Source organism: Brevundimonas bullata, from assembly GCF_003350205.1.
Taxonomy (GTDB): Bacteria; Pseudomonadota; Alphaproteobacteria; order Caulobacterales; family Caulobacteraceae; genus Brevundimonas; species Brevundimonas bullata.
In genome coordinates this window covers 26,727-48,514 of record NZ_QLLC01000020.1, presented here as the reverse complement: position 1 = coordinate 48,514, position 21,788 = coordinate 26,727, and the positions used below count along the sequence as shown (strand labels likewise).

The 21,788-nt window shown below is 65.9% G+C and carries 27 protein-coding genes and 2 tRNA genes; 13 read left to right on the top strand and 16 right to left on the bottom strand.

Annotation, left to right across the window (positions count from 1 at the left end; translation table 11 throughout):
* The first annotated feature begins 218 nt into the window (after nt 1–218).
* The 3 genes from DXK21_RS10910 (at nt 219) to DXK21_RS16525 (ending at nt 2,607) form a co-directional block, all read left to right on the top strand.
* Nucleotides 219–641, top strand: a complete 423-nt coding sequence (locus DXK21_RS10910) for a hypothetical protein (protein ID WP_114817807.1) — start codon at nt 219–221, stop codon at nt 639–641.
* Between the two features lie 215 nt (nt 642–856).
* Entirely contained in the window at nt 857–2,188 is a 1,332-nt protein-coding gene (locus DXK21_RS10905; protein ID WP_114817806.1) for a site-specific DNA-methyltransferase, read from the top strand.
* Nucleotides 2,185–2,607: a DUF5681 domain-containing protein gene (locus DXK21_RS16525; protein ID WP_162790642.1), complete on the top strand. Its 423-nt coding sequence runs from the start codon at nt 2,185–2,187 to the stop codon at nt 2,605–2,607. The genes DXK21_RS10905 and DXK21_RS16525 overlap by 4 nt, the downstream gene beginning before the upstream one ends.
* A gap of 23 nt (nt 2,608–2,630) precedes the next feature.
* Here the strand turns inward: DXK21_RS16525 and DXK21_RS10895 are convergent, their stop codons facing one another.
* The gene (locus DXK21_RS10895; RefSeq protein WP_114817804.1) at nt 2,631–2,837 is read right to left on the bottom strand and encodes a helix-turn-helix domain-containing protein; all 207 of its coding nucleotides are present in this window, start codon (nt 2,835–2,837) and stop codon (nt 2,631–2,633) included.
* 119 nt (nt 2,838–2,956) lie between these two features.
* Between DXK21_RS10895 and DXK21_RS10890 the strand changes: the two genes are divergently transcribed.
* The 4 genes from DXK21_RS10890 (at nt 2,957) to DXK21_RS10875 (ending at nt 5,867) form a co-directional block, all read left to right on the top strand.
* Nucleotides 2,957–3,502, top strand: a complete 546-nt coding sequence (locus tag DXK21_RS10890) for a hypothetical protein (RefSeq protein WP_114817803.1) — start codon at nt 2,957–2,959, stop codon at nt 3,500–3,502.
* A gap of 69 nt (nt 3,503–3,571) precedes the next feature.
* Nucleotides 3,572–3,838, top strand: a complete 267-nt coding sequence (locus DXK21_RS10885) for a DUF3489 domain-containing protein (RefSeq protein WP_114817802.1) — start codon at nt 3,572–3,574, stop codon at nt 3,836–3,838.
* Complete coding sequence (locus DXK21_RS10880; protein WP_114817801.1) at nt 3,835–4,257, top strand: DUF2924 domain-containing protein; 423 nt, start codon at nt 3,835–3,837, stop codon at nt 4,255–4,257. Before DXK21_RS10885 ends, DXK21_RS10880 begins: the two co-directional genes overlap by 4 nt.
* Nucleotides 4,257–5,867, top strand: coding sequence for a recombinase family protein (locus DXK21_RS10875; protein ID WP_114817800.1), 1,611 nt, complete (start codon nt 4,257–4,259; stop codon nt 5,865–5,867). The genes DXK21_RS10880 and DXK21_RS10875 overlap by 1 nt, the downstream gene beginning before the upstream one ends.
* A 414-nt stretch (nt 5,868–6,281) precedes the next feature.
* Here the strand turns inward: DXK21_RS10875 and DXK21_RS10870 are convergent.
* The 7 genes from DXK21_RS10870 to DXK21_RS10840 all read right to left on the bottom strand — a co-directional run bounded on the left by DXK21_RS10870 (nt 6,282) and on the right by DXK21_RS10840 (nt 10,728).
* Nucleotides 6,282–6,371: transfer RNA gene (locus tag DXK21_RS10870), tRNA-Ser, on the bottom strand.
* Nucleotides 6,372–6,466: 95 nt separating this feature from the next.
* Complete coding sequence (locus tag DXK21_RS10865; RefSeq protein ID WP_114817799.1) at nt 6,467–7,423, bottom strand: NUDIX hydrolase; 957 nt, start codon at nt 7,421–7,423, stop codon at nt 6,467–6,469.
* A gap of 7 nt (nt 7,424–7,430) precedes the next feature.
* Nucleotides 7,431–8,024: a YfbR-like 5'-deoxynucleotidase gene (locus DXK21_RS10860; protein WP_114817816.1), complete on the bottom strand. Its 594-nt coding sequence runs from the start codon at nt 8,022–8,024 to the stop codon at nt 7,431–7,433.
* Nucleotides 8,025–8,180: 156 nt separating this feature from the next.
* Nucleotides 8,181–9,062 (bottom strand): methyltransferase type 11, encoded by an 882-nt coding sequence (locus DXK21_RS10855; protein ID WP_114817798.1) that lies wholly within the window; start codon nt 9,060–9,062, stop codon nt 8,181–8,183.
* A 92-nt stretch (nt 9,063–9,154) separates the two neighbouring features.
* Nucleotides 9,155–10,015, bottom strand: coding sequence for an AAA family ATPase (locus tag DXK21_RS10850; protein ID WP_114817797.1), 861 nt, complete (start codon nt 10,013–10,015; stop codon nt 9,155–9,157).
* A 75-nt stretch (nt 10,016–10,090) separates the two neighbouring features.
* Nucleotides 10,091–10,297 (bottom strand): hypothetical protein, encoded by a 207-nt coding sequence (locus DXK21_RS10845; RefSeq protein WP_114817796.1) that lies wholly within the window; start codon nt 10,295–10,297, stop codon nt 10,091–10,093.
* Entirely contained in the window at nt 10,294–10,728 is a 435-nt protein-coding gene (locus tag DXK21_RS10840; RefSeq protein ID WP_114817795.1) for a hypothetical protein, read from the bottom strand. Before DXK21_RS10840 ends, DXK21_RS10845 begins: the two co-directional genes overlap by 4 nt.
* A 168-nt stretch (nt 10,729–10,896) precedes the next feature.
* Here DXK21_RS10840 and flbT point away from each other — a divergent pair, with 168 nt between their 5' ends.
* Together flbT and flaF are read left to right on the top strand one after the other, a co-directional pair.
* Entirely contained in the window at nt 10,897–11,322 is a 426-nt protein-coding gene (gene flbT / locus DXK21_RS10835) for a flagellar biosynthesis repressor FlbT (RefSeq protein WP_114817794.1), read from the top strand.
* The gene (gene flaF, locus DXK21_RS10830) at nt 11,282–11,644 is read left to right on the top strand and encodes a flagellar biosynthesis regulator FlaF (RefSeq protein ID WP_114817793.1); all 363 of its coding nucleotides are present in this window, start codon (nt 11,282–11,284) and stop codon (nt 11,642–11,644) included. The genes flbT and flaF overlap by 41 nt, the downstream gene beginning before the upstream one ends.
* Nucleotides 11,645–11,914: 270 nt before the next feature.
* Here flaF and DXK21_RS16950 read toward each other — a convergent pair whose 3' ends face one another.
* From DXK21_RS16950 to DXK21_RS10795, 7 genes are all read right to left on the bottom strand, one after another.
* Nucleotides 11,915–12,691: an exopolysaccharide biosynthesis protein gene (locus DXK21_RS16950; protein ID WP_114817792.1), complete on the bottom strand. Its 777-nt coding sequence runs from the start codon at nt 12,689–12,691 to the stop codon at nt 11,915–11,917.
* An 81-nt stretch (nt 12,692–12,772) separates the two neighbouring features.
* A complete protein-coding gene (locus tag DXK21_RS10820; protein WP_114817791.1) occupies nt 12,773–12,961 on the bottom strand; it encodes a DUF3008 family protein in 189 nt (62 codons plus the stop codon).
* A gap of 52 nt (nt 12,962–13,013) precedes the next feature.
* A complete protein-coding gene (locus tag DXK21_RS10815; RefSeq protein ID WP_114817790.1) occupies nt 13,014–14,180 on the bottom strand; it encodes an isovaleryl-CoA dehydrogenase in 1,167 nt (388 codons plus the stop codon).
* 42 nt (nt 14,181–14,222) lie between these two features.
* On the bottom strand, nt 14,223–15,074 hold the full coding sequence (locus DXK21_RS10810; protein WP_114817789.1) for a lysozyme: 852 nt from the start codon (nt 15,072–15,074) through the stop codon (nt 14,223–14,225).
* Nucleotides 15,075–15,325: 251 nt separating this feature from the next.
* Nucleotides 15,326–16,741: a magnesium transporter gene (gene mgtE, locus DXK21_RS10805; protein ID WP_114817788.1), complete on the bottom strand. Its 1,416-nt coding sequence runs from the start codon at nt 16,739–16,741 to the stop codon at nt 15,326–15,328.
* 64 nt (nt 16,742–16,805) lie between these two features.
* Nucleotides 16,806–16,890: transfer RNA gene (locus DXK21_RS10800), tRNA-Leu, on the bottom strand.
* A gap of 149 nt (nt 16,891–17,039) precedes the next feature.
* Nucleotides 17,040–17,345 carry a FliM/FliN family flagellar motor switch protein gene (locus tag DXK21_RS10795; RefSeq protein ID WP_114817787.1) on the bottom strand — a complete coding sequence of 102 codons (306 nt, stop codon included), beginning with the start codon at nt 17,343–17,345 and terminating at the stop codon, nt 17,040–17,042.
* A gap of 9 nt (nt 17,346–17,354) precedes the next feature.
* On the opposite strand from DXK21_RS10795, the gene lipB reads away from it, so the two are divergent.
* Complete coding sequence (lipB, locus tag DXK21_RS10790; RefSeq protein ID WP_114817786.1) at nt 17,355–18,071, top strand: lipoyl(octanoyl) transferase LipB; 717 nt, start codon at nt 17,355–17,357, stop codon at nt 18,069–18,071.
* Between the two features lie 9 nt (nt 18,072–18,080).
* Here the strand turns inward: lipB and DXK21_RS10785 are convergent, their stop codons facing one another.
* On the bottom strand, nt 18,081–18,464 hold the full coding sequence (locus tag DXK21_RS10785) for a DUF805 domain-containing protein (protein WP_114817785.1): 384 nt from the start codon (nt 18,462–18,464) through the stop codon (nt 18,081–18,083).
* A 174-nt stretch (nt 18,465–18,638) separates the two neighbouring features.
* Between DXK21_RS10785 and DXK21_RS10780 the strand changes: the two genes are divergently transcribed.
* The 3 genes from DXK21_RS10780 to DXK21_RS10770 all read left to right on the top strand — a co-directional run bounded on the left by DXK21_RS10780 (nt 18,639) and on the right by DXK21_RS10770 (nt 21,669).
* Nucleotides 18,639–20,117: a S41 family peptidase gene (locus tag DXK21_RS10780; RefSeq protein ID WP_114817784.1), complete on the top strand. Its 1,479-nt coding sequence runs from the start codon at nt 18,639–18,641 to the stop codon at nt 20,115–20,117.
* A 386-nt stretch (nt 20,118–20,503) separates the two neighbouring features.
* A complete protein-coding gene (gene msrB / locus DXK21_RS10775) occupies nt 20,504–20,995 on the top strand; it encodes a peptide-methionine (R)-S-oxide reductase MsrB (protein WP_114817783.1) in 492 nt (163 codons plus the stop codon).
* A gap of 62 nt (nt 20,996–21,057) precedes the next feature.
* Nucleotides 21,058–21,669 (top strand): hypothetical protein, encoded by a 612-nt coding sequence (locus DXK21_RS10770; protein ID WP_211306020.1) that lies wholly within the window; start codon nt 21,058–21,060, stop codon nt 21,667–21,669.
* The last annotated feature ends 119 nt before the right edge of the window (nt 21,670–21,788 follow it).

Below are 21,788 nucleotides of genomic sequence, written 5' to 3'. Positions count from 1 at the left end.
TGCCCTCGAAGAAGGTGCACGGCGTCTGGTGTGGAGGATATCGCCGCGCCCTCCAGTCGCGTGAGGCGGATGGCGGCGTGAGGAGCCAGGTCGCCGGGTTCTGAGATCCGTTTCGCCGTCTTTCGAGAAGCGGGCGCCGCACCGGTCGGGGCAGAAATCGTCCCGTTCGCAGATATCAAGGAGCGCGGCGTGGACGGTTTCATTGGAATCTGGGCGTAGTGGCCCTGATGCTGGGCGCGGGCATCGTGCTGGGGGCTCTTCTGCCGGGGCGGATGTCCCTGCCCTGGCTGTTGGCGGCGGCGGCGCTGGTCCTAATGAACGACCTGATGCTGACCAACGGATACGGCCTGTTCCCGAACCTGCCGCTGGGCGGCGACTGGAACTGGCAGGGCAAGATCCTAGCGCTGGCGGCGTCTCTTGTCGTGATAGCCCAGCCAGGATTTGGGCGGCGCGAGACGGGCCTGACTTTGGTCCAGGCGGCCGGGAGTTTGAAGACGGCCTTACCGGTCGTTGGCCTCTATGTCGGCTTGTTCATGGTCCTGGCCCTGATTTTCCCCAACGATCGCCCCTCGGTCGAGACCCTGATCTTCCAGCTGACGATGCCGGGGCTGGAGGAGGAGGTCTGGCGGATTCAACGGTAGAGTCTTTCACCGCGCGCGCTTTTGACGTATTTATAGATTGTCTCCAGCGGAGACCTGCGTTGCCTGAGGCGACGCCACCCCGAACCGCTGTCCGACGGCCGACCTGCTTGAATGCCGCCGTCATCAAGACCCATGCTCAGCATTCGCAGGGCATGGCTTTCTTGAACAGCCGGGTCATCCACGCAGCGGGCCCCGGCGCATGACGGGAACGCCTTATGTCCCACCTGCAAATCACATATCGCCCCATTAGCGACCTGCGGCCACGCGCTGGAAACCCACGAACCCACAGTCAAAAGCAGATCGACCAGATCGCCCGCTCTATCCAGCGGTTCGGCTTCGCCAGCCCGGTGCTCATCGACAAGGATGATGGCGTCGTCGCCGGCCATGGCCGGATCGCTGCGGCCAAACAGTTGGGCCTGACTGAGGTCCCGACGGTCTGCCTGGCCGACATGAGCGAGACCGACGTGCGCGCCTACGTCATTGCGGATAATCGACTGGCGGAGAACGCCGGCTGGGATCGCAACCTGCTTGGGGTCGAGTTCCAGTACCTGGCCGATCTGGATGTGGATTTCGATCTGTGCCTGACCGGTTTCGAATTGCCCGAGATCGACGCCATTCTCAGCGACATCGGAACGGAAGTCGCCAAGGGCATCCCCGATGACGCAGTGCCTGCATCCGCTGCGGGCCCCGCTGTCACGCGCCCGGGCGATGTCTGGCAGATCGGGCGTCATCGCCTGATCTGCGGGGATGCGTTGCAGACTGAGACCTACGCTCAACTCCTCGGCGAGGAGAAGGCGGGGATGGTGTTCGCTGATCCGCCATACAATCTCCCCATCGCAGGCCATGTTTCCGGGTTGGGAAAGGCCCAGCATCGAGAGTTCGCTATGGCGTCGGGAGAGATGGCCAGCCAAGAATTCGCTAACTTCCTCTTTCGGGTCTTCACACAGGTGACCAAGGCGTCGACGGAGGGATCCATCCATTTCCACTGCATGGACTGGCGCCATTTGCCCGAGATTCTGCAGGCGGGAACCGCCGCCTACAGCGAGTTGAAAAACCTTTGCGTCTGGACCAAGACCAACGGGGGCATGGGCTCGCTCTATCGATCGGCGCATGAACTGGTGCTCGTCTTCAAATACGGCCGAGCGCCGCACGTGAACAACGTGGAGCTCGGGCGGCACGGCCGGTATAGGACCAATGTTTGGGCTTATGCCGGAGCCAACAGTTTCGGCGCCGGTCGGGACGAGGACCTGGCCGATCACCCCACCGTGAAGCCTGTCGCCATGATCATGGACGCCATCCGCGACTGCTCGCGCCGTGGCGACATCGTGCTGGATCCCTTTGCGGGCTCTGGCAGCACCCTTCTGGCGGCGCACCGGACCGGCCGCCGCGGGTGCGGCGTCGAGATCGATCCGCTCTATTGCGACGTCATCATCCGCCGCCTCAGTGAAAGGGCCAAGCTTCAGGCGACGCTTGAGGGGGATGGCCGGGTGTTCGCTGACGTCGCCGAGGTGAGGGCGAGCCAGCAAGCCGAGGAGGGCGCGGCATGACCGACCATCCCGAGGCCCCCAATAATCCGGCCAAAGATACGCGGTTCAAGCCTGGCAGGTCGGGGAATCCGAAGGGGCGTCCGCGCAAGGTCCCGCAAGCGCAAATCCCGAGCCAGCAAGGCCGTGACGTGCGTGCGATCGCCCGGATCAAAATCCCAGTGAAAACGCCAGGCGGGGTCAAGAAAATGACCCTGGATCAGGCCATTTACTACCGCATCTTCATCGACGCGGCGAACGGAAAGATCTCTCAGCAGAGACAAGCGATCAAGCTGATCCAGGACGCCTTCGGGGACAACATCATCCAAGATAGTCGCCTGAGGTTGATTGATCAGCATGCTCCCGATTATCAGGACGTTGGCTCCAAGGACCCGTTGATCCGGGCGTTCATGATCAGTCTGGCCGAACGCTCAAAGAGATAGCTGGGTTTATGGAGCGACTGTTCTCAGTCTAGCAGATCGCTAATCTTGACGTTCAAGGCGCGGGCCAGGCGGTCGATTACATCGATCGTCGGGTTCCGCGCTCCTCTTTCGAGATCACTCACGTAGGTTCGATGGATGCCTGCCTCGTGGGCAAAGGCTTCCTGGCTAAGATCCTTGGCGCGGCGGTGCTTTTGCAGATTGGCGGCAAGGCGTTGACGGACGTTTTCCATCCCCACTTGGACATGGCGATGTCGTCGATAGGTCTACAGACGATCAGAGACAATCGGCTTGACTTGTTTGTGGTTGAGACCATGACGATGTCACTTGTCGTCTACGGGAGGTCCGCTGAATGGATGCCGCCCCTAAAGCCGCTGTCGATGCCGATGGCGTTACGCCGGGTGCGTCGGCCGGCCGGCGCTTCACGACCAAACAAATGGGCGATGCCTGCGAAATGCTGGTCGCGGCCGAGCTGACGCTCGCCGGCATTCCCGCGTTAAAAGTTCCCGACAACTGGCCCCATTACGATGTCATCGCCCAGCCCCTGGGCGCGCCTGCGCAGCGGATTTCGGTGAAGTCGCGGACCTTTAAGAGGGGCGCGGCCTACGTCGATTACAAGGCCGGAGACATGTTCGATTGGCTGGCGATCGTTATTTTATCGGGTGAGGGCGGCGCGCTGCGCCAAGTCTACATGGTGCCCAAGGCCACGGCCGATCACCATGCCCGGCGCGACAAGCCCACCAGCCGAACGGCTAATGACCGATACTTCCGCATCGACGAGGTCGAGCGCCTGTTCTCGGCCTTCAGCAGCAACTTCACCTTGGGCGAGATCGGCTCCCACAAGAAGAAGGGTTTGGGCCAGGAAACCATTGGACAAGCGTCTGGCCCAGAGCGGTAGTGAACCGCCCGGCCGCCCCGGGCTCAGGTCAGTAGGGCGCTTAGCCTGGCTCACCTGGACCGGAACATCATGACCAAGGCCAACATCGACATCGACACATCCGGCGATACGCTCGCCCCGGTTGGCCCGAGGCTTTCCAAGCTGGATCATCTGATCGCCCTGCTGGGCGGCCCTGACGGCGCCTCCATGGCGCAGATGATAGCCGTGACCGCCTGGCAGGCCCATTCGATCCGCGGCGCCATGGCCGGCGCGCTCAAACGCAAGGGCTACACCGTCGTGAGCGCGAAGGCCGAGGTCGGTCGGCGCTGGCGGATCATGCAGGAGGCGGGCCAGTGAGCTGCGTCGACGATCTTCAGGCGCTTGAGACGATGAAAATCGACGCCCTGCGCGCGGTCTGGCGTGGGCGCTTCGGCGAACCGCCGCCGCTTCGATCCGGGGACCTCATGCGCCGGGCTCTGGCCGAGCGCATGCAGATGGCGGTCGAAGGCGGGGACAGCGTCCTTGATAAGCGTCTGGCCCAGACCGCCGCTCGGCATCGGACGGGACGTAAAGCCACCATCCGCACCGCAGCCTTCAAGTCCGGTTCGCGGCTGGAACGGACCTGGCAGGGGCAGCGACATCAGGTCGAGGTGGTGGAGGGAGGATTTGTCTGGGAGGGCCGGCCCTACAAGAGCCTCTCCCACGTCGCCCGCGCCATTACGGGCGTCCGGTGGAACGGTCCGCGGTTCTTTGGCCTGCGTGAGGTCGCCGCTTGATGTTAGCGCCCAAGACGATCCGCTGCGCCATCTACACCCGCAAGAGCGCCGAGGAGGGGCTGGAGCAGGACTATAACTCGCTGCATGCGCAGCGTGACGCCTGCGCCGCCTACGTGATGTCTCAAGCGGGGGAGGGCTGGGTGCTCCTTCCCGAGATATACGACGATGGCGGCTTCAGCGGGGGCAATCTGGAGCGCCCGGCGCTGCGTAGCCTGATGACGGAGATCGCGGCTAAGCGGGTCGATGTGGTCGTGGTCTATAAAGTTGACCGCCTGACGCGGTCGCTGTCGGACTTCTCCAGGATCGTCGATGTCCTTGACTGCGCGGGCGCCAGCTTCGTCAGTATAACCCAGGCCTTCAACACCACGACGTCCATGGGCCGGTTGACCCTAAACGTGCTTCTTTCATTCGCTCAGTTCGAGCGCGAGGTCACGGGCGAGCGGATACGCGACAAGATTGCGGCCTCGAAGAAGAAGGGGCTCTGGATGGGTGGACGGCCCGTCCTTGGCTATGATCCAGACGGGCGGACGCTGAAGATCAACGAGGCCGAGGCTGAGATCGTGCGCTGGATGTTCCAGCGCTACCTTGAACTCCGGTCCGTCAATCGGATGATAGACGAACTGGCGGCGCGAGGCGTGACCTCCAAGCGCTGGACGAACAAGGCGGGGGAGCCGAAGGGCGGCATGGCGATTGAGCGCGGGGGCGCCTATCACATGCTGCGCAACCCCATTTACGCCGGCGATATCCCCCACAAGGACGACGTCTATCCTGGCCAGCATCCGGCCCTGGTCGATCGCGAAACCTTCGACGCAGTACAGCAACTGCTGGACGAGACGAGGAGGAAGCGAAAGCCCGGGAAGGCGAGGCCGCCCCACGCCGGGGCTCCACTTACGGGCCTGATTTTCGACAGCGCTGGCCACACGATGTCACCGGTCAGTGCGCCGAGGAAGGGCGGGGCGACTTATCGGTACTACGTCTCGACGGCGATCCAGAAGGGCAAGTCGGGTGCGGCTGGCGTCCACGGGAGAATCTCCGCGCCGATCATTGAGGCTGGGGTGCTCAACGCCGTCGCGCCGCTCATGCCGATCGAGGGGACGGGCGATTGGTCTGCTATTCGTGATCTCATCGATCGCATCGAAATCGGGCGTGATACGATGCTCATACGCCTCGATCCGACCCGCTGCGACGAGTGGGTCACGGACGCGGGCCGGATGATCCTTGAACGCCTGGAGCGGCTCGAGGACATGCCGCTTCTGCGCCTGCCGCTCTCTGTCACGCGTCGCGGCGCCCTCACCATTATCGGCCCGGATGGGGCGAGCCCCATCATGCGCCGGACTGTCGATGGGTCGTTGAGCGCGGCGCTCGTGCGAGCTGAAGCTTGGAAGCGTAAGTTGATGACAGGCGAGGAAGCGACCCTGGCGGCCATCGCCCGCAAGGAAGGCATGACCGATGGCTATGCCGCGCGCTTGATCCGTGTCGCCTTCCTGGCTCCGGACCTCAAGCGCGCCATTCTTGACGGCACGCAGAAAGAGGCCATGAGCCTCCAAGCGCTCATGACCTGCGATATGCCGCTCGCCTGGGCTGAGCAGCGGCGTCTCTACGCCGGCTGAGCCTCGCGCAGCACCCACTACATCGTCGCCAAAATTATCAGCCTGTTCGGGTCGATATAAAGCCCTGTTCGGTCGATTTACGATCCTGTTCCGTCGATTTGTTTTCCTGTTATTACGCAGGGGAATTCTGGCTTTCTAATCAGGCAAGGCACGGAATAGTCGTGACTTTCGAGAGATCGGCCTGCGATTCCCCGATGCCGAAACCCTGATAAAATGGCGATAGCAGGAAAAGCAGGAAAAGGCCCAAACCAGACCGCCTCGCGCTAGACGGAGACGGGCGCGGGTCACGGCCGTGAATGGAGGCGGCGGGCGGCTACGAGAGACGCGAATGCGGTCTCCGTCAGCCGCTAAAGCACGGGAATGTGGGGGCTATCTCCCGCTGTGGGGGAGACTTCAATCTAGCGAGTGAGTGTGTGGCGGAGAGGGTGGGATTCGAACCCACGGTAGGCTTCCACCTACGCCGCATTTCGAGTGCGGTACATTCGACCACTCTGCCACCTCTCCGCGGGGCCGATATTCGCTTGGTCGAGCGAGGGGCTTCTCTAGTCAAAGGCGGCGCGGGCCGCAAGCGATTCTAGGCAAGAAATTCGATAAAAGTTTCAGCGCTGTCCGGGCAGGGTCAGGCCGGGCGCGGGACCGCCCAGCGGATCAATGCCGACGAAGCGAAACAGCTCGGCCGGACGACCGCCGGTGTCGCTGGAAAACACGCCGGTGGCCTGGACCAAGCCGGCGCGTTCGACCCCGCGGCGGAAGTTCTGCTTGTGCAGCGAAAGCCCCGCGACGGCCTCGGCGGCGGCCTGTAGCGCCGACAGGGTGAAGGTGTCGGGCGTCAGGTCGAACAGGACCGGGCGGTACTTGAGCTTGGAGCGCAGGCGGCCCAGCGCCGTGGCGACGATGCGGCGGTGGTCCGAGGCCATCGGCAGGTCAGGCAGCGGTGACGGCGCGGAGCGGTCGTGGTCGCGGCCGGACTCGGCGACCAGCCCGGCCTCGTAGAGCAGCTCGTAGCGTTCCAGCACCCGTTCCTCGTTCCAGCGGCGATCCGGCGTCAGGGCGAACAGGGTCTCGGCCCGACCCAGGCGGCGGGCGTCGTCGGCGGCCCAGGCGCGCAGGGCGGGCGAAAGGGGCGTCATCACGGCGGGCGGGCCGTCGCGCCAGTCCTCCCACGGGAAGATGTCGAAGACGGGGGTCCAGGCGGCGTCCAGGCCGGGGGCCTCGGGCGCCTCGGCGGTCAGGGCCAGGTAGCCGACCGAGACCTCGCGCGCGCGCTCAGGGCCGGGCGTGGCGCGCGGCGAGGCGCGGCCCGCGTCGCCGAAGGTATAGAGCTGTTCGACAAAGCCGAGCGGAAAGCCGGTTTGCTGGGTCACGAAGGCGCGCAGGGCCAGTTCGAAGGTGCGGTCACGCGCCGGGTCGAAGGGGCCGAAGGGCAGGGCCGGGGCGCCGTCGGCGGCGTGGGTGGTCAGGACGACGGCCTGACCGGCGCGCAAGGCGATGACCACGGCCGACAGGCCGATCCGCACGCCTTGCTCGTTGCCCTGGGTCGCCGCCCCTTGCGTCATGCAGTCCCTATTCCGTGTGCCAGGCGTCGGCGCCGGGCAGGATGCCGACAGCTTCGGCCAGAACGCGGTAGCGGTCCAGATAGCGTTGCTGCGCCACCGAGGCGGGCAGGGGGTCGATGATCAGGTCATAGCCGGCGGGCGGGGCGCCGAAGATCTGGAGCGACTCGCGCCGGTTGAAGCCGGCCAGCTGCGTCGCTTCATAGAAGGCGCAGGCGCGATCGGCCTTCTTGATCAGGGTCTTGATGGTCTGCGGCGTCTTGGGCGGCAGTTGGAAGCGGACGTGGATGGCGGCTTCCAGCCGGGCCTCGAAGTCCTTGTAGCCGGCGCCCAGCGCCGACTTGAACGGCGAGATCATGTCGCCGATCACGTATTCAGAGGCGTCGTGCAGCAGGGCGGCCAGCCGCCATTTCGGTTCTAGACCCGGACGGATGTGCGCGGCGATCTCTTCCACCACCAGCGAGTGTTGGGCGACCGAGAAGGCGTGCTCGCCGATGGTCTGGCCGTTCCAGCGGGCGACGCGGGCCAGGCCGTGGGCGATGTCCTCGATCTCGATGTCGAACGGCGACGGATCGAGCAGGTCGAGGCGACGGCCCGACAGCATCCGCTGCCAGGCGCGCGGGGGCTTGGGCGTTCTGGGCTTGGGCTTGGGCGCCAGGTCTTCGTGTTCTTCGGCCAAAATCGGGGTCCTGCGCATGGGGCAGGTGAGGTGACGCATCCCGAACGCTCGATCAAGGGCGAGCGTTGCGATTCGTGGGGGTTAATCCCCGACGTTCAGCGTCACCAGGGCCTTGGCGGCCTCGAACACACGGTTTTCGTTACGATCCTTGCCGCGGACGGTGGCGACGACGATGGGGCCGCCCGAGGGGCCGCGCGCCTCATAGCCGACGACGCGCCAGCCGGTGGTCGAGGACTGGTCGGCGGTCATCAGGAAGGTGGCGCGCACGGCCTCGCCCGGGGCGCTGGTGCGGATGCGGGCGGTATTGTCGTGGGCGTCGATGCTGACGACCTCGTCGGTCGAGCGCACGTTCACCTGACCGCTCTTGTCGTCGGCGCGAATGGTGATGCCGCCGATCTTGATGTTGGCGCGGTCGCCGTCGGCGTCGATCCTCATGCCGGGCAGGCGGACGGTGGCCTTGTCGCCCTGGGCGTCGATGCGCATGCCGGGCGCGCTGATGTGGGCGGAGTCTGCAGCGGCGTCGGCGGCGGCGCGCTCGGCATCGGCGCCCGCACGTTCGGCATCGGCCTCGGCCCTGGCGGCGTCGGCCTGCGCGCGGTCGGCTTCGGCGCGAGCGCGATCCTCATCGGCGCGGGCTTCGGCCAAGGCTTCGGGCAGGTCGGCGGACAGGCGGTTCTCGAACACCTTGAGGGCGTCCTGAACCGATCCGCCGTTCAGCGACACCAGATGCAGGGTGACTTCGGAGCCGCGCGGGCCGCTATAGACGCAGGTCGTCCCGTCGGCCCGGGCCGAACCCTTGCGCGTCAGCACGCCTTGGGTCTGCGGGCATTGCAGAGTGTCCACGACCTTGAGCACGCCGGCTTCCTTGCCGGACGAGGTCGAGGTGATGCGGACCGTGCCGGCGTTGTCGCAGGCGGCGGTCATCAGCGCGAGGGCGCAGGCGGGCCAGAGGAGATGATGCATGGGTCGGCTCCTGTTCGGGTCCGATTGTGCGCGCAAGGCGCAGCTATTCCAGTGAAATCGCGGTAATCGAAGACGGCCGAAGCGCGGCGGTCTCAGCCGCCGGGACGGCCGCCCTCGCGGCGGTTCAGGAAGGCCAGCCGCTCGAACAGGTGGACGTCCTGCTCGTTCTTCAGCAGGGCGCCGTGCAGGGGCGGGATCAGCTTGCCCGGCGTCTTTTCGCGCAGGGTCTCCGGCGAGACGTCATCGACCAGCAGCAGCTTGAGCCAGTCCAGCAGTTCCGAGGTCGAGGGCTTCTTCTTCAGGCCCGGCGTGTCGCGGATTTCATAGAAGGTCCGCAGCGCCTCGGCGACCAGCCTCGGCTTGATGCCGGGGAAGTGGACCTCGACGATGTCCTGCATGGTCTCGGCGTCGGGAAAGCGGATGTAGTGGAAGAAGCAGCGGCGCAGGAAGGCGTCCGGCAGCTCCTTTTCATTGTTCGAGGTGATGACCACGACCGGGCGGATTTCAGCGCGGATCGTTTCGTCGATCTCCTGGACGTAGAACTCCATGCGGTCGAGTTCTTGCAACAGGTCGTTGGGGAATTCGATGTCGGCCTTGTCGATCTCGTCGATCAGCAGGACCGGGCGGGCCGGGGCGGTGAAGGCCTCCCACAGCTTGCCCTTCTTCAGGTAGTTGCGCACGTCATGGACGCGCTCGTCGCCCAGCTGGCTGTCGCGAAGACGGCTGACGGCGTCGTATTCATAGAGGCCGTTGTGGGCCTTGGTCGTCGACTTGACGTGCCAGGTGATGAGGGGGGCGTTCAGCGCCCGCGCTAGCTCATAGGCCAGAACCGTCTTGCCGGTGCCGGGCTCGCCCTTGATCAGCAATGGGCGCTCCAGCGCCACCGCCGCATTGACCGCCACCTTCAGGTCGTCGGTGGCGATATAGTTGGACGTGCCTTCGAACCGGCTCATGAAAAACCTGCTCCAATCAAGGTGGAATGGAGCAGGTAGCTTATCAAGACGCGCCTGAACAGACCGTGCCGCCCGTCAGGTGATGCGTTTGGCCGAGACCGGGTCGCTGGCGGGGAAGGTTTCCTCGACGCCTTCATCGATCAGGGCTTCCTGACGGTTCTCGGCGTCCTTGGCCTTGTCCTTCAACTGGTCCGGCTTGCCCTCCTCACGCGCCGCGGCCTTCGCGGGCGGGGTGTTGGGGTCGCAGTCTTCCTGGGTCTTGGTGGGGTGATGTTCGCTCATGCTGTTTCCTCTCTGTCTGGGCCGTAGCCCAGGTCCTCGATGTCGTCATCCGAGAGGCGCTTGGCCTCCCAGTGGGCGGCGCTGGCCTGGGCGCCGCGCTGGTTGCGCATCAGACCGGCATAGACCAGCTCGACCTCGTCCGGGGCGGAACCGACCTCGCCGTTGGCGTCGATTTCGCTGACGCGCTGGGCATCCAGGCCCAACAGGGCGTCCGCCTCGGCTTCGATGCCGTCAAGCGCGAGCGCCTGGTCCAGGTCCTGATCGTCCTCGTCGAACGGCTCCTCGTCGCCGTCGCCTTCGGCCTGGGTCACGTCCAGAACGTCGTCGGCTTCATCCAGCGATAACTCGCCGTCGCCTTCATCGTCGATGTGGGTCTCGTCATAGATTTCGGCCTGATCCTGGGCGTCGAAATCGTGGTCCGGGTTGCCCATTGTGCGCCTCCTTGCTGATCAAGCTAACGGCTCAGGCAGGGGCGACGTTCCGTTGATTGATGCATGCGGCGTTTGCCGCAGTGACGCGGGAAGAGATGGTTAACCACGCTGCTTTACAGTTCTTCAGTCGCCGACCGTTCAGGTTGGGGTGCGCTACGGAGATCCCCTTTGCCGCTGAAATTATCGCTCAAGCCCGGCGAGAAATTCGTCCTGAACGGCGCCGTCGTCCAGAACGGCGACCGGCGCGGCGTCCTGGTCCTGCAGAACAAGGCCAGCGTCCTGCGTGAGAAGGACATCATGCAGCCCGAGGACGTGACCACGCCCGCGCGCCGCATCTATTTCCCCGTCATGATGATGTATCTGGACGAGCCGTCGGCGGCGAACTTCTATGACGAGTTCGCCCTGCGCCTGACCGAGTTCATGGGGGCGGTTCGCAACCCGGACATCCTGGCGGAATGCGTGACCTGCTCCAAGCACGTGCTGGCGCGGCAGTACTACAAGGCCCTGATGGGCGCCCGTAAGATCGTCGATTACGAAGACCAAAGGCTCGGCAATGTCGCTTCAAGCGTACAAGACGGCGGCGACGCGGGCTGAATCACCGCGCGAAATGGAATATCGGCTGTTCGGCCAGGTGACGCGCGCCCTGATGCACGCGTCCACGGTCGACAAGCTGGACATCGCCACCCGGATCGACGCGATCGACTGGAACCGTCGGCTGTGGTCGACGCTGTCCACGTCGTGCAGCGACTCGACCAACGCCATGCCGCAAGCTTTGCGGGCGCAGATCATTTCCCTGGACCTGTTCATCGGTCGCCACAGCTCGGCGGTGATGCGCGGCGAGGGGGATTTCGAGACCCTGATCGACATCAACCGCATGGTCATGCAGGGCCTGGCGCCTTCGCCTCAACCGGCCTGATCACGATGGCGGGAGCGGCCTTTACGACAGGCCGCGACCGGACCTAGCCTGACCTTCCTGTTCAAGCAGCTGAAAGGAGGTGGCCAGTGTCTCATTGTCATCAATCGCGAGCGCCAGCCGCGATCTGGACCTCGCGGGAGGTCCGGGCCTGATCCTTCGGGGAGGCAGCGGTTAGGCCGTTCGCGGTCAGACAATGAAGCGTCGCTGGGGCAACCCGGCGGCGCTTTTTGTATCTTGATGTGCGCTATCGCGCTGCGCGCGACTTGAGCGCTAGAACAGCGTGCCGAACCAGTGGGCGATGCCGTGAACAATGGCCACGACGGTGGTCCACACCAGGGCCAGATAGACGGTGCAGATGGCCGTGCCGATCAGTCCGGCGACGATGAAGACGCCGTCCCTCTGAATAATGGCCAGACCAAAGATCGCCAGGGTCAGGCCGGGCAGGGCGTCGCCGAAGGGCACGGGCAAGGCCATCATCATGGCCAGAAGGATGCAGATGATCCCGATCACCACATCGGCGGCCTCGCCGGTCATGATGGGCCAGCGTGGGCGGGTCAGGCGTTCGGCGCGCCGCAGAAGCTCAATGGTCGTCGGGCTGTCGGGGCGCTTTCTGACGGCTTGCCGAACCCAGTCTGAAAAGCCGTAGCGGGCCGACCATCGACCGAAGCCGATCTGAACCTCGCCCAGCAGCACCCAGCGACGAAGCCAGCGCGGGGCGGCGTAGTGAGAGGCCAGCAGCCGCCGGTAGGTCTCGCGGCCAAGCGTGACCTTCATCAGCCAGCGCGGCAGCCAGACCTTGTCGCGTTGCAGGGCCAGTTCGGCGGCGATCAGGATGATGGGGGCCGAGAACACCGCCTTTCCCCCTGGGGGCCAGGGCAGCAGGGCCATCAGCGACAACATCAGAATGACAGCGCCGAAGCCTCGTTCGCCGAAGGCCTCGACCATTTCCTTCAAGGTCAGCTTGGGATCGTCGCCATGGCCCAGAGATTCCAGAACGTCCGAAAACGTCCGGCTCTCATCGGGCGGCGGCGGGGAAACAAGCGTCATCAGGCGAGACTCGGGGAGCGAATGTTCGCCAAGTTAGGGGCGGCGCGAACCCTGCGCCATCCCTCACGCATAGGGTGCGGCTTAATGTTTCGTCACGTGCTCGGGTTTGCCCTTGCGCGGCGTATGGGCGAATTCCTCAAGCTGCTTTTTGCTCATCGACTCCATCATGGATTTCGACGCGCCTTTCAGCCTGGATTTCGGCGTTTCGCCGCGCTTGGCGGACAGGGCGGCCCCGGCGGCCTTCTGTTGGGCGGCGGATTTGGCGGGCATGGCGGCTCTCCTGCGTGAGCAAAAGAAACCGTCCGCCCGCCGTGTCGTTCCGTCAGCCCAGCAGTTCGCGCCCGATCAGGAAGCGCCTGATTTCGTTGGTGCCGGCGCCGATGTCATAGAGCTTGGCGTCGCGGACCAGGCGCTCGACCGGCCATTCCTTGGTGTAACCGGCGCCGCCCAGGGCCTGCACGGCCTCCAGCGACACTTTCACCGCATTTTCCGAGGCCAGCAGGATGGCGCCTGCGGCATCGTAGCGGGTGGTCTTGCCCTGATCGCAGGCGCGAGCCACGGCATAGACATAGGCGCGGGCGCTGTTCAGGGCGACGTACATGTCGGCCACCTTGGCCTGCATCAGCTGGAAGCTGCCGATGGGCTTGCCGAACTGCTTGCGATCCCGAACGTAGGGCAGGACCACGTCCAGCGCCGCCTGCATGATGCCCAGCGGCCCGCCCGCCAGGACGGCGCGCTCATAGTCCAGGCCGCTCATCAGCACTCCGGCCCCGCCGCCGACAGGGCCCATGACGTTCTCTTCCGGGATCTCGCAGTCTTCGAACACCAGCTCGGCGGTGTCGGAGCCGCGCATGCCCATCTTGTCCAGCTTCTTGGAGACGCTGAAGCCCTTCATGCCGCGCTCGACGATGAAGGCGGTGCAGCCCTTGGAGCCGGCCTCGGGGTCGGACTTGGCGTAGACCACCAGGGTGTCGGCCGAGGGGGCGTTGGTGATCCAGAACTTGGTGCCGTTCAGAACATAGCGGTCGCCCTTCTTGTCGGCGCGGGTGCGCATCGACATGACGTCCGAGCCGGAACCGGCCTCCGACATGGCCAGGGAGCCGACGTGTTCGCCCGAGATCAGCTTGGGCAGATACTTCTGCTTCTGCTCGGGCGTGCCGCAGCGGCGGATCTGGTTGACGCACAGGTTGGAGTGGGCGCCGTAGCTCAGGCCGATCGAGGCCGAGGCGCGCGACACTTCCTCCATCGCCACCACGTGTTCGAGGTAGCCGAGGCCGAGGCCGCCGAACTCTTCTTCGACCGTGATGCCGTGCAGGCCCAGCTCGCCCATCTCGGGCCACAGCTCGCGCCTGAATTCGTTCTTCTCGTCGATCTCGGCGGCGAGGGGGGCCAGCCGGTCGGCGGCCCAGCGGGCGGTGGTTTCACGAATGGCGTCGGCGTTCTCGCCGAGGCCGAATTCCATGGATTGGGGCGCGAAGGGAATGCTCATGCCGCAAGGCGTAGCATCGCGCACGCGCTTCGCAAAGTGGCGTCAGACGGCGCGCTTATTGTTCCGCTTGCGCGTCAGGTTCCAGCCCGCGACGCCGATGAAGATCAGACCGATGACGGCCAAAACCCCGCCGATCAGAACCGTGCCGTCGGTGGCCTGATGATCCGCCAGCACGCGACGGAAGGCGGCGATTCCGGCGATGAAGGCCAGCAGGCCGACGCCACCGATGAAGATGACGGCGCCGGTGTCGTTCCAGGCCGGCGTCTGCGCCGTGCGCTTCTCGTGACGCAGCACCTGCACGGTGGCGGGCGTCTCATCTTCGGCGTGCTGGACGGCGTTGGGGCCGCGAACGGGCGCGGTCAGCAGGGCGTCCAGCGGCGCGGGGAGGTCGGGCGCGGCGTCGAACAGGGCGCGTTCGGCCGAGCGGCGGCGATAGGGGGCGTCGACAGGCGGCTGGACCCGATCCGGCCAACCGCTCAGGGCCTCGGCGGCTTGGGCCGTTGAACCGGCGTTCAGGCGCTCCAGCACGTCGGAGCCTTCGAAACGCTGGACCCCGACCGAGAAGATGAAGCTGGCCAGGGCGTCGAACTGATGCTGGTTCAGCGGGATCGAGACGCGGCTGTTGATGGCCTCGACGATGGGCAGCAGATCGTATTGCAGCAGCAGTTCGGCCTCGGCCTCGGTGATGGTCGCGCCGGGGCGGGCGGATTTCACGTGCCCGTAGCCGATGACCGGCACGCCGTCGCGACGACGCACGGTCCGGGGGCGAAAGCCCTCGAAGCTCTTGATCAGAAGCAGACCCTCGCGGGACACCTTCAGACGCTGGGACGTTGTTGCGGACACGGATTGACCCAATTCGGAACGGGCGCGCTCGCCCATCAGGCGAAGCAGCAAGCCGCGTTCCGAAGCACGTCGTCCCGCTTCAGAGCAGGACGCGTTCAGTTTTGGCGCTGTCGCTTACACCTGCGTCATCCTCGCCCCTGTGGCGAGGATCCAGATCCTCAACGCGGGCCTTGGTTAAGCGGATCGCTCAAAATGGGTTTGGCTGCGTGTCTGGATCCTCGCCACAAGGGCGAGGATGACGGGCAAGGAAACGGGGCTCATGCGGCCATCGGTTCGCCAACACTCACGTGAAAACGCGCCCTTTAAAGGAGGACGATGGTCGCCAGGCCGAGGAAGATCAGGAAGCCGAAGAAGTCCGTCGTCGCCGTCACGAAGACCGCCGAGGAGACGGCGGGGTCGAACTTCAGCTTGGACAGGGTCAGCGGCGTCAGCACGCCGACCGTGGCCGCGACCAGCAGGTTCAGGATCATGGCCGCGGCGATGACCGCGCCCAGGCGCCAGTCCTGGAACCAGAAGCCCGCCGCCAGACCGATCAGGGGCGAGAGGACCAGACCGTTGACCAGGCCGACCATCATCTCGCGCCAGAAGGTTCGTACGGCGTTGGACGAGGTCAGTTCCCGCGTGGCCAGGGCGCGGACCGTCACCGCCAGGGCCTGGGTGCCGGCGTTGCCGCCGATGGCCGAGACGATGGGCATCAGCACGGCCAGGGCGACGATCTGCTGGATCGTGCCCTCGAAGACGGCGATGACAGCGGCGCCCAGGACGGCCGTGAACAGGTTGATGCCCAGCCACGGCACGCGACCGCGCACGATCTCCAGCACGCCCGAAGAGCGGTCCTCGTCCGAAACACCGGCCAGACGCAGGATGTCCTCGCGGTTTTCTTCCTGAATGATGTGGACGATGTCATCGACCGTCAGCTGACCGACCAGCCGCCCGCCGGTGTCCACGACCGGGGCCGAGATCAGGTTGTACTTCTCGAAGATGTAGGCGACCTCTTCCTGGTCCACATCGACGTCGATCTCGTTGACCGGCTGCATCAGCTCGGACAGCGGGGTCTCGCGCGGCGCCCGCAGCAGGCGGCTGATGGCGACGCCGCCGACCGGGCGGTTCAACGGGTCGACCACATAGATGTCGAAGAAGAGCTCGGGCAGGTCCTCGCCCTGACGCCGGACGTGGTCGATGGTGTCGCCGACGTTCCAGAACAGCGGCGCGGCCATGACCTCGCGCTGCATCAGGCGGCCAGCGGAATCTTCAGGATAGCCCAGCGAGCTTTCGATCGCGGCGCGATCCTCCTCGGGCATGGCGGCCAGCACCTTCTCGCGCTGGTCGTCCTCCAGGTCCTCGACCACGGCGGCGGCGTCGTCGGAGTCCAGCTCTTGCAGAGCCTCGGCCAGGGTCAGGTGAGGCACCCGCTCCAGCACTTCCTCGCGGATGCCGTCGTCCAGCTCGGGCAGGGTGTCGGCCAGAAGGTCAGGCGGCAGCCACTGGACCACGACGGCGCGGTGCTCGGACGTCAGGAAGCCCATCAGGTCGGCGACGTCGGCGGGGTGCAGGTCTTCCAGCAGGCCGCGTAGGCGCATGCCGTCGCCGTCGTCGGCGGCGTCCACGACCTTTTCGACGAAGGACGCCGTCAGGGCGTAGTCCTCGCCCAGGGCGACGTGATCTTCGGTTTCGATGTCGTGTTCAGGGGCCGGGGAGGCGGAATCCGTGTTGCTCACGTGTCTGCCTCCCCGAATGTTGTCAGCCTTGGTAGAAAGCCGAATATCGCCCTGTCAGATCAGATGGTGCGGTCGAGAAGACTCGAACTTCCACGGGTTGCCCCACAGCGACCTCAACGCTGCGCGTCTACCAATTCCGCCACGACCGCTCGCATCGGAGGGCGGGCAATAGCGGAGAGGCGACGGAAAGAAAAGAGGCTTTTGCGGAAATAGACGAAGTCTCGGCTTTTCCTGCGGTTTCACCATCGAGAGCCGCGTCGGGTCGAGAAGGCGGAGCCTTCTGACCGCGGCTCCAGCATTATGCCGCGCCGGCCATGAAGTCATAGATGTCGGCGGGGCGGGTCACGGTGATGGCGATGCGGTCGTCGCGAATCTCGATCTCGCCGCGCGCTACCGGGTGGTTGTTGGCCAGGATCCAGACCTCGTCGCGTTCAGAGGCGTCCAGCGGGATCACCGCGCCGCGACCCATGCGCAGCAGCTGTTGCATCGGCAGGACCGAACGGCCCAGCACGACCGAAATCTCGACTTCGACGGCTTCGATCTGGCTCAAGATGATACTCACAATGAAGGGGAGGCCCTTGCGCCGCCCCGTCGAGAGACACATTGAAGCGTCATGCTTGCCGACCCGTTAAGTATCACCCAACCATCTTTGATCCGCGCCGACGGTCGTCCCGTCGAATGGGCGGTCTCGACCGGCTATGTCGACTACGAACCCGCCGTCGCCGCCATGGAGGCCCGCGTCGCCGCCATCGCGGCGGGCGAGGCCGAGGAGGTGGTCTGGCTGCTGGAGCATCCGCCCCTTTATACGGCGGGCGTCTCGTCCAAGGACGACGACCTGCTGGCGCCCGACCGCTTCCCAGTCCACCGCACGGGAAGGGGCGGGCAGTTCACCTATCACGGCCCGGGCCAGCGCGTGGCCTATGTCATGCTGGACCTGAGCAGGCGCGGCAAGGACGTGCGCGCCTTCGTGCATGGGCTTGAGGACTGGATCATCGGCGCCCTGGATCAGTTCGGCGTCGAGGCCGGAATGCGCGAGGGCCGCGTCGGCGTCTGGGTCGAGCGCAAGGGCGCGGGCTGGTCTCGCGAGGACAAGATCGCCGCCATCGGGGTCAAGGTCCGCAAATGGGTCAGCTTCCACGGCATCAGCCTGAACGTGGAGCCAGACCTCGATCATTTCGGCGGCATCGTGCCCTGCGGCATCACCGAGCACGGCGTCACCAGCCTGGTCGATCTCGGCGTCCTGGCGACGATGGACGAGGCGGACGGGGCGTTAAAGGCCTCGTTCCAGCGGGTGTTCGGTGCGGTTCAGGACGGCGAGCCGCCGCTCTGATCCTTCGCCTCAGCCCCGGGTGGGCGCGCCGTAACGGTTGAAGGCCTTCTGGCCCGGCAGCAGGATCAGGTCCGCGGCGACCAGAACCAGCAGCCCGAGGGCGATCCAGTCGAACGGGGCCTGGGGCTGCGGCCAGGCCATGGCGAAAGCCAGCAGGATCGGCCCGCTCCACCATCCCGACCGCCCCCGGTCGTGCAGCCGTTGCGACAGCAGGCAGGCGGCGCTGTAGAGCAGGGCGGCTGCGACCAGCCAGCCCGCCATGTCGCGCACGGCCAAAGGCGCCAGCAGGTCGAACGCCGCCCAGACTCCCAGCACCAGGCCCGCCCCCACGAGGAAGGCGATCCGGCCGATGCGGCCGCTGGACGTCAGGAACAGGTCAGAGAAGCGATGCATCCGCCCGAACTAGGGCGCAGGTCGGCCCGAGTAAACGGGCGGCGACGAGGGCGAGCACGGGGCCAGGCACGGGGCCCAGCGTGACGGTCAATTCGTCGCGGGGGTTTAACGACGGCCTTTCTTGGGTTTAAACACGGCGAAACCGCGTTTCGACGGCCTCTGGGAGTTCCCTTCATGCAACGTCTGCTCACCGCTTCGGCGGCTGTTCTCGCCCTGGCCCTCGCGGCCGGCAACGCCTCGGCTCAGAACTTCAGCGACCTGGCCCGCCAGGATCTTCAGGCCACGCACGACGCGCTGAAGGCCAACCACCCCGCCGCCGTGGTGCCGGGCGCCGCCAGCGAAACCTTCCGCAGCTGGATCGACGCCGGGCTGCAAGACGCCCTGTCCAAGGCCGGTCAGGTCAACAGCGGCGAAAGCCACGCCTACCTGCTGCGCTACTACGCCAATGGCTTCCGCGACTCGAACATCGCCACCAACCCGACCTTTGAAGCGGCCAGCCCCTTCTTCGCCACCGGCTGGCCCGGCGTGGCCACCGCCTGGCGCAACGGCGAATACGTCGTCTCCTACGTCCAGCCGGGCGTGCGCGGCGCGCCGCCGGTCGGCGCCGTGGTCAAGACCTGCAACCTTCAGCCCATCGCGGACTTCGCCAAGGCCAAGCTCGACGGCTTTGAAGGCGACCTGACCACCGAGGCGGCCCGGGTCCGCACCGCGCCCTACCTCCTGTGGAACCGCAACAACCCCATGGTCGGCGGCGTGCCCTCGACCTGCGAGTTCCAGGTCGGCCGTCGCGCCCGCGAATACAAGATGAGCCCGCAACCGGCGACGGCGGCGAACCTGGAGGCCGCCTACCGCGCCTCGGTCTTCACGCCGGGCGCGACCAAGCTGTCGATCGAGCAGGTTGACGGTCGTCCGTGGGTTCACGTCAACTCGCTGGAAGACAACGCCGGCTGGGACGCCTTCTTCGCCCAGGTGGAGAGCCAGATCGCAACGCTGCGCGGTGCGCAGGGCCTGGTCATCGACCTGCGCGGCGCCGAGGGCGGTTCGGTCAACGCCACCTCGCGCGGCTATGGCCTGGCCAACCGCATCTGGACGCCGGAGTTCACCGTCAGCCGCCAGCCGGAAGCCGGTCAGATCACCTATCGCGCCACCGCCGCCAATCGCCAGTGGTTCGCCGACACCCTGAACCGGATGCAGTCGGACCCGCGCTTCGTGCAGGAATCGGCCCCGGTCATCAAGCAGACCCAGGCCATTGTCGCCGCCTTTGACGCCGCCCTGGCTGCTGGTCAGCAGACCTTCGTCATGCCGGGCCGTCCGTCCGTGGCCGACACCGGCGCCGCCAACCCGGTGCAGGGGAAGGTCGTGGTTCTGGTCGACGGCGGCTGCACCAACGGCTGCCTGGACACCCTCGACCTGCTGACCCGTCTGCCGAACGTGCAACTGGCCGGTTCGGCTACCGACGTGGACTCCATCTTCATCGAGCCGACCGTGCAGCGCCTGCCGTCGAACTATTCGGACCTCAGCTATGGCCACAAGGCCTGGACCACGCGTCAGCGTGGCAACAACCAGGGCTATGGCCCGGCCCAGGGCCTGACCTACACCGGCAACCCGACCGACGAAGCCGCCGTTCGCGCCTGGGTGGGTGGGCTCTTTTAAGGGGCCTACCGCGCTTCGCGCTACTTGAGGCCGGTTAGTGGGCCTACCGCCCTTCGGGCTACTTGAGGCCCGTCCATCTCACCCCTGGGTTCGCGCCCGGGGGTGTTTTGATTCTGGGGACTGACGCTGATCTCGGTCGTCCTTCTCCCGATGGGAGAAGGTGGCCCGCAGGGCCGGATGAGGGGCGTCGGTATCCGTCGGCGCAAGCCGCCGCGCCACGGCTATCGCCGAATGAGGCCGCAGCCCCTCACACTTTCGCCTTTCCAATCGCTACGCTCTTGGAGGCTCAAGCCCTCTCCCGCCGGGAGAGGGTTCTCGGTGGCCTTTTCGCAAGTTCGCCAACCGGCCGTCCGTGCAATCTCTGTCGCCCTGACTACATTAGGAGCATGACCCAGACCGAATCCCCCACGCCTCTGCGTTCGCCTTCGGGCTTTGATCTGACGCCGCCGAGCGAGAGCCAGCGCATCGCGCTGGAGGCCGACCTGTCGCCGGAGGAAAAGCGCGTCCTGCTGGCCCACGGCACCGAGGCGCCTTTCTGCGGCACCTTGCTGGGCGAGAAGCGGGCCGGAGTCTTCTGTTGCCGCGAATGCGGCCTGCCGCTGTTCCGCTCGGCCACCAAGTTCGAAAGCGGCACCGGCTGGCCCAGCTTCAGCGTGCCGGTGGACGAGGCTCATGTGCGCGCCGTGCGTGACGACAGCTATGGCATGGTCCGCGTCGAAACGCGCTGCGCCCGCTGCGACAGCCATCAGGGCCACGTCTTCCCCGACGGTCCGCCCCCGTCCGGCCTGCGCTACTGCATCAATTCCGTCGCCCTCAGCTTTGTGCCGGAAGGCGAGGCCCTGCCTGACCCGCTGGGGCGCGGTGACGGGACCGCCTGAGCGAATAGTCGTTTTGGGGCCGCATTTGCGGTTAGGGTAGTCGTGAACGGGAGTACGGGCGCATGATGATCGAACTGGCCGCCGCCGCGATGTTGCTGGCGAACATGGACCCGGAGGGCGTGGTCACGACCGCGCCGCGCGGCGAACAGGCTATTCCGACAGCCTCCGCCGCCCTCCTGGCCGAATCCACCTCCGACGCCTCGCCCAGCACGACGGTGCAGAGCGCCGCCCCGCACGGCCTGTCGACGGATGCGCAGATTTCCCGCTGGATCGGCGAGCGCACGGTCAGCGCCTCGCCGGCGCCGATCGATCCCTGGGCCGAGGCGGAGGCCGGGCCGCGCAAGATGCACGGACAGTTCAGCGTCGGCATGGGCACGGGCGGCTATCGAGACTATTCGGCGGCGGTGTCCCTGCCCCTGGGAGAGACCGGCACGCTGAATCTGATGGTCAGTCAGACCAAGAACAGCCCCTGGGGTTATGGTTATGGCTATGGCTCGGCGTGGGGGCTTCCCTATGGCGCCTATGGGCGTCCTTTCGGCGTCGTCGAGCCGTTCGGCTATGAAGGCGGCTATCGCAGCCGGGCCTATGCGCCGCTGCGGGACCGTTCGGACGTGCGGGACATGGACACGACCTCCAAGTCCGCCGGCGTCTCGCTCCAGATCGGCGGCAACTAGACTCCACGGCCCAGACTGAGGCGTTCGCGCCACGGCCTGCCTGTTTCCGTCGGTGGCGTCCCATCGCCGCATTCCCTTTGGGGGGCGATCTCCCATATGCGGGAGACGATAGAGGACCA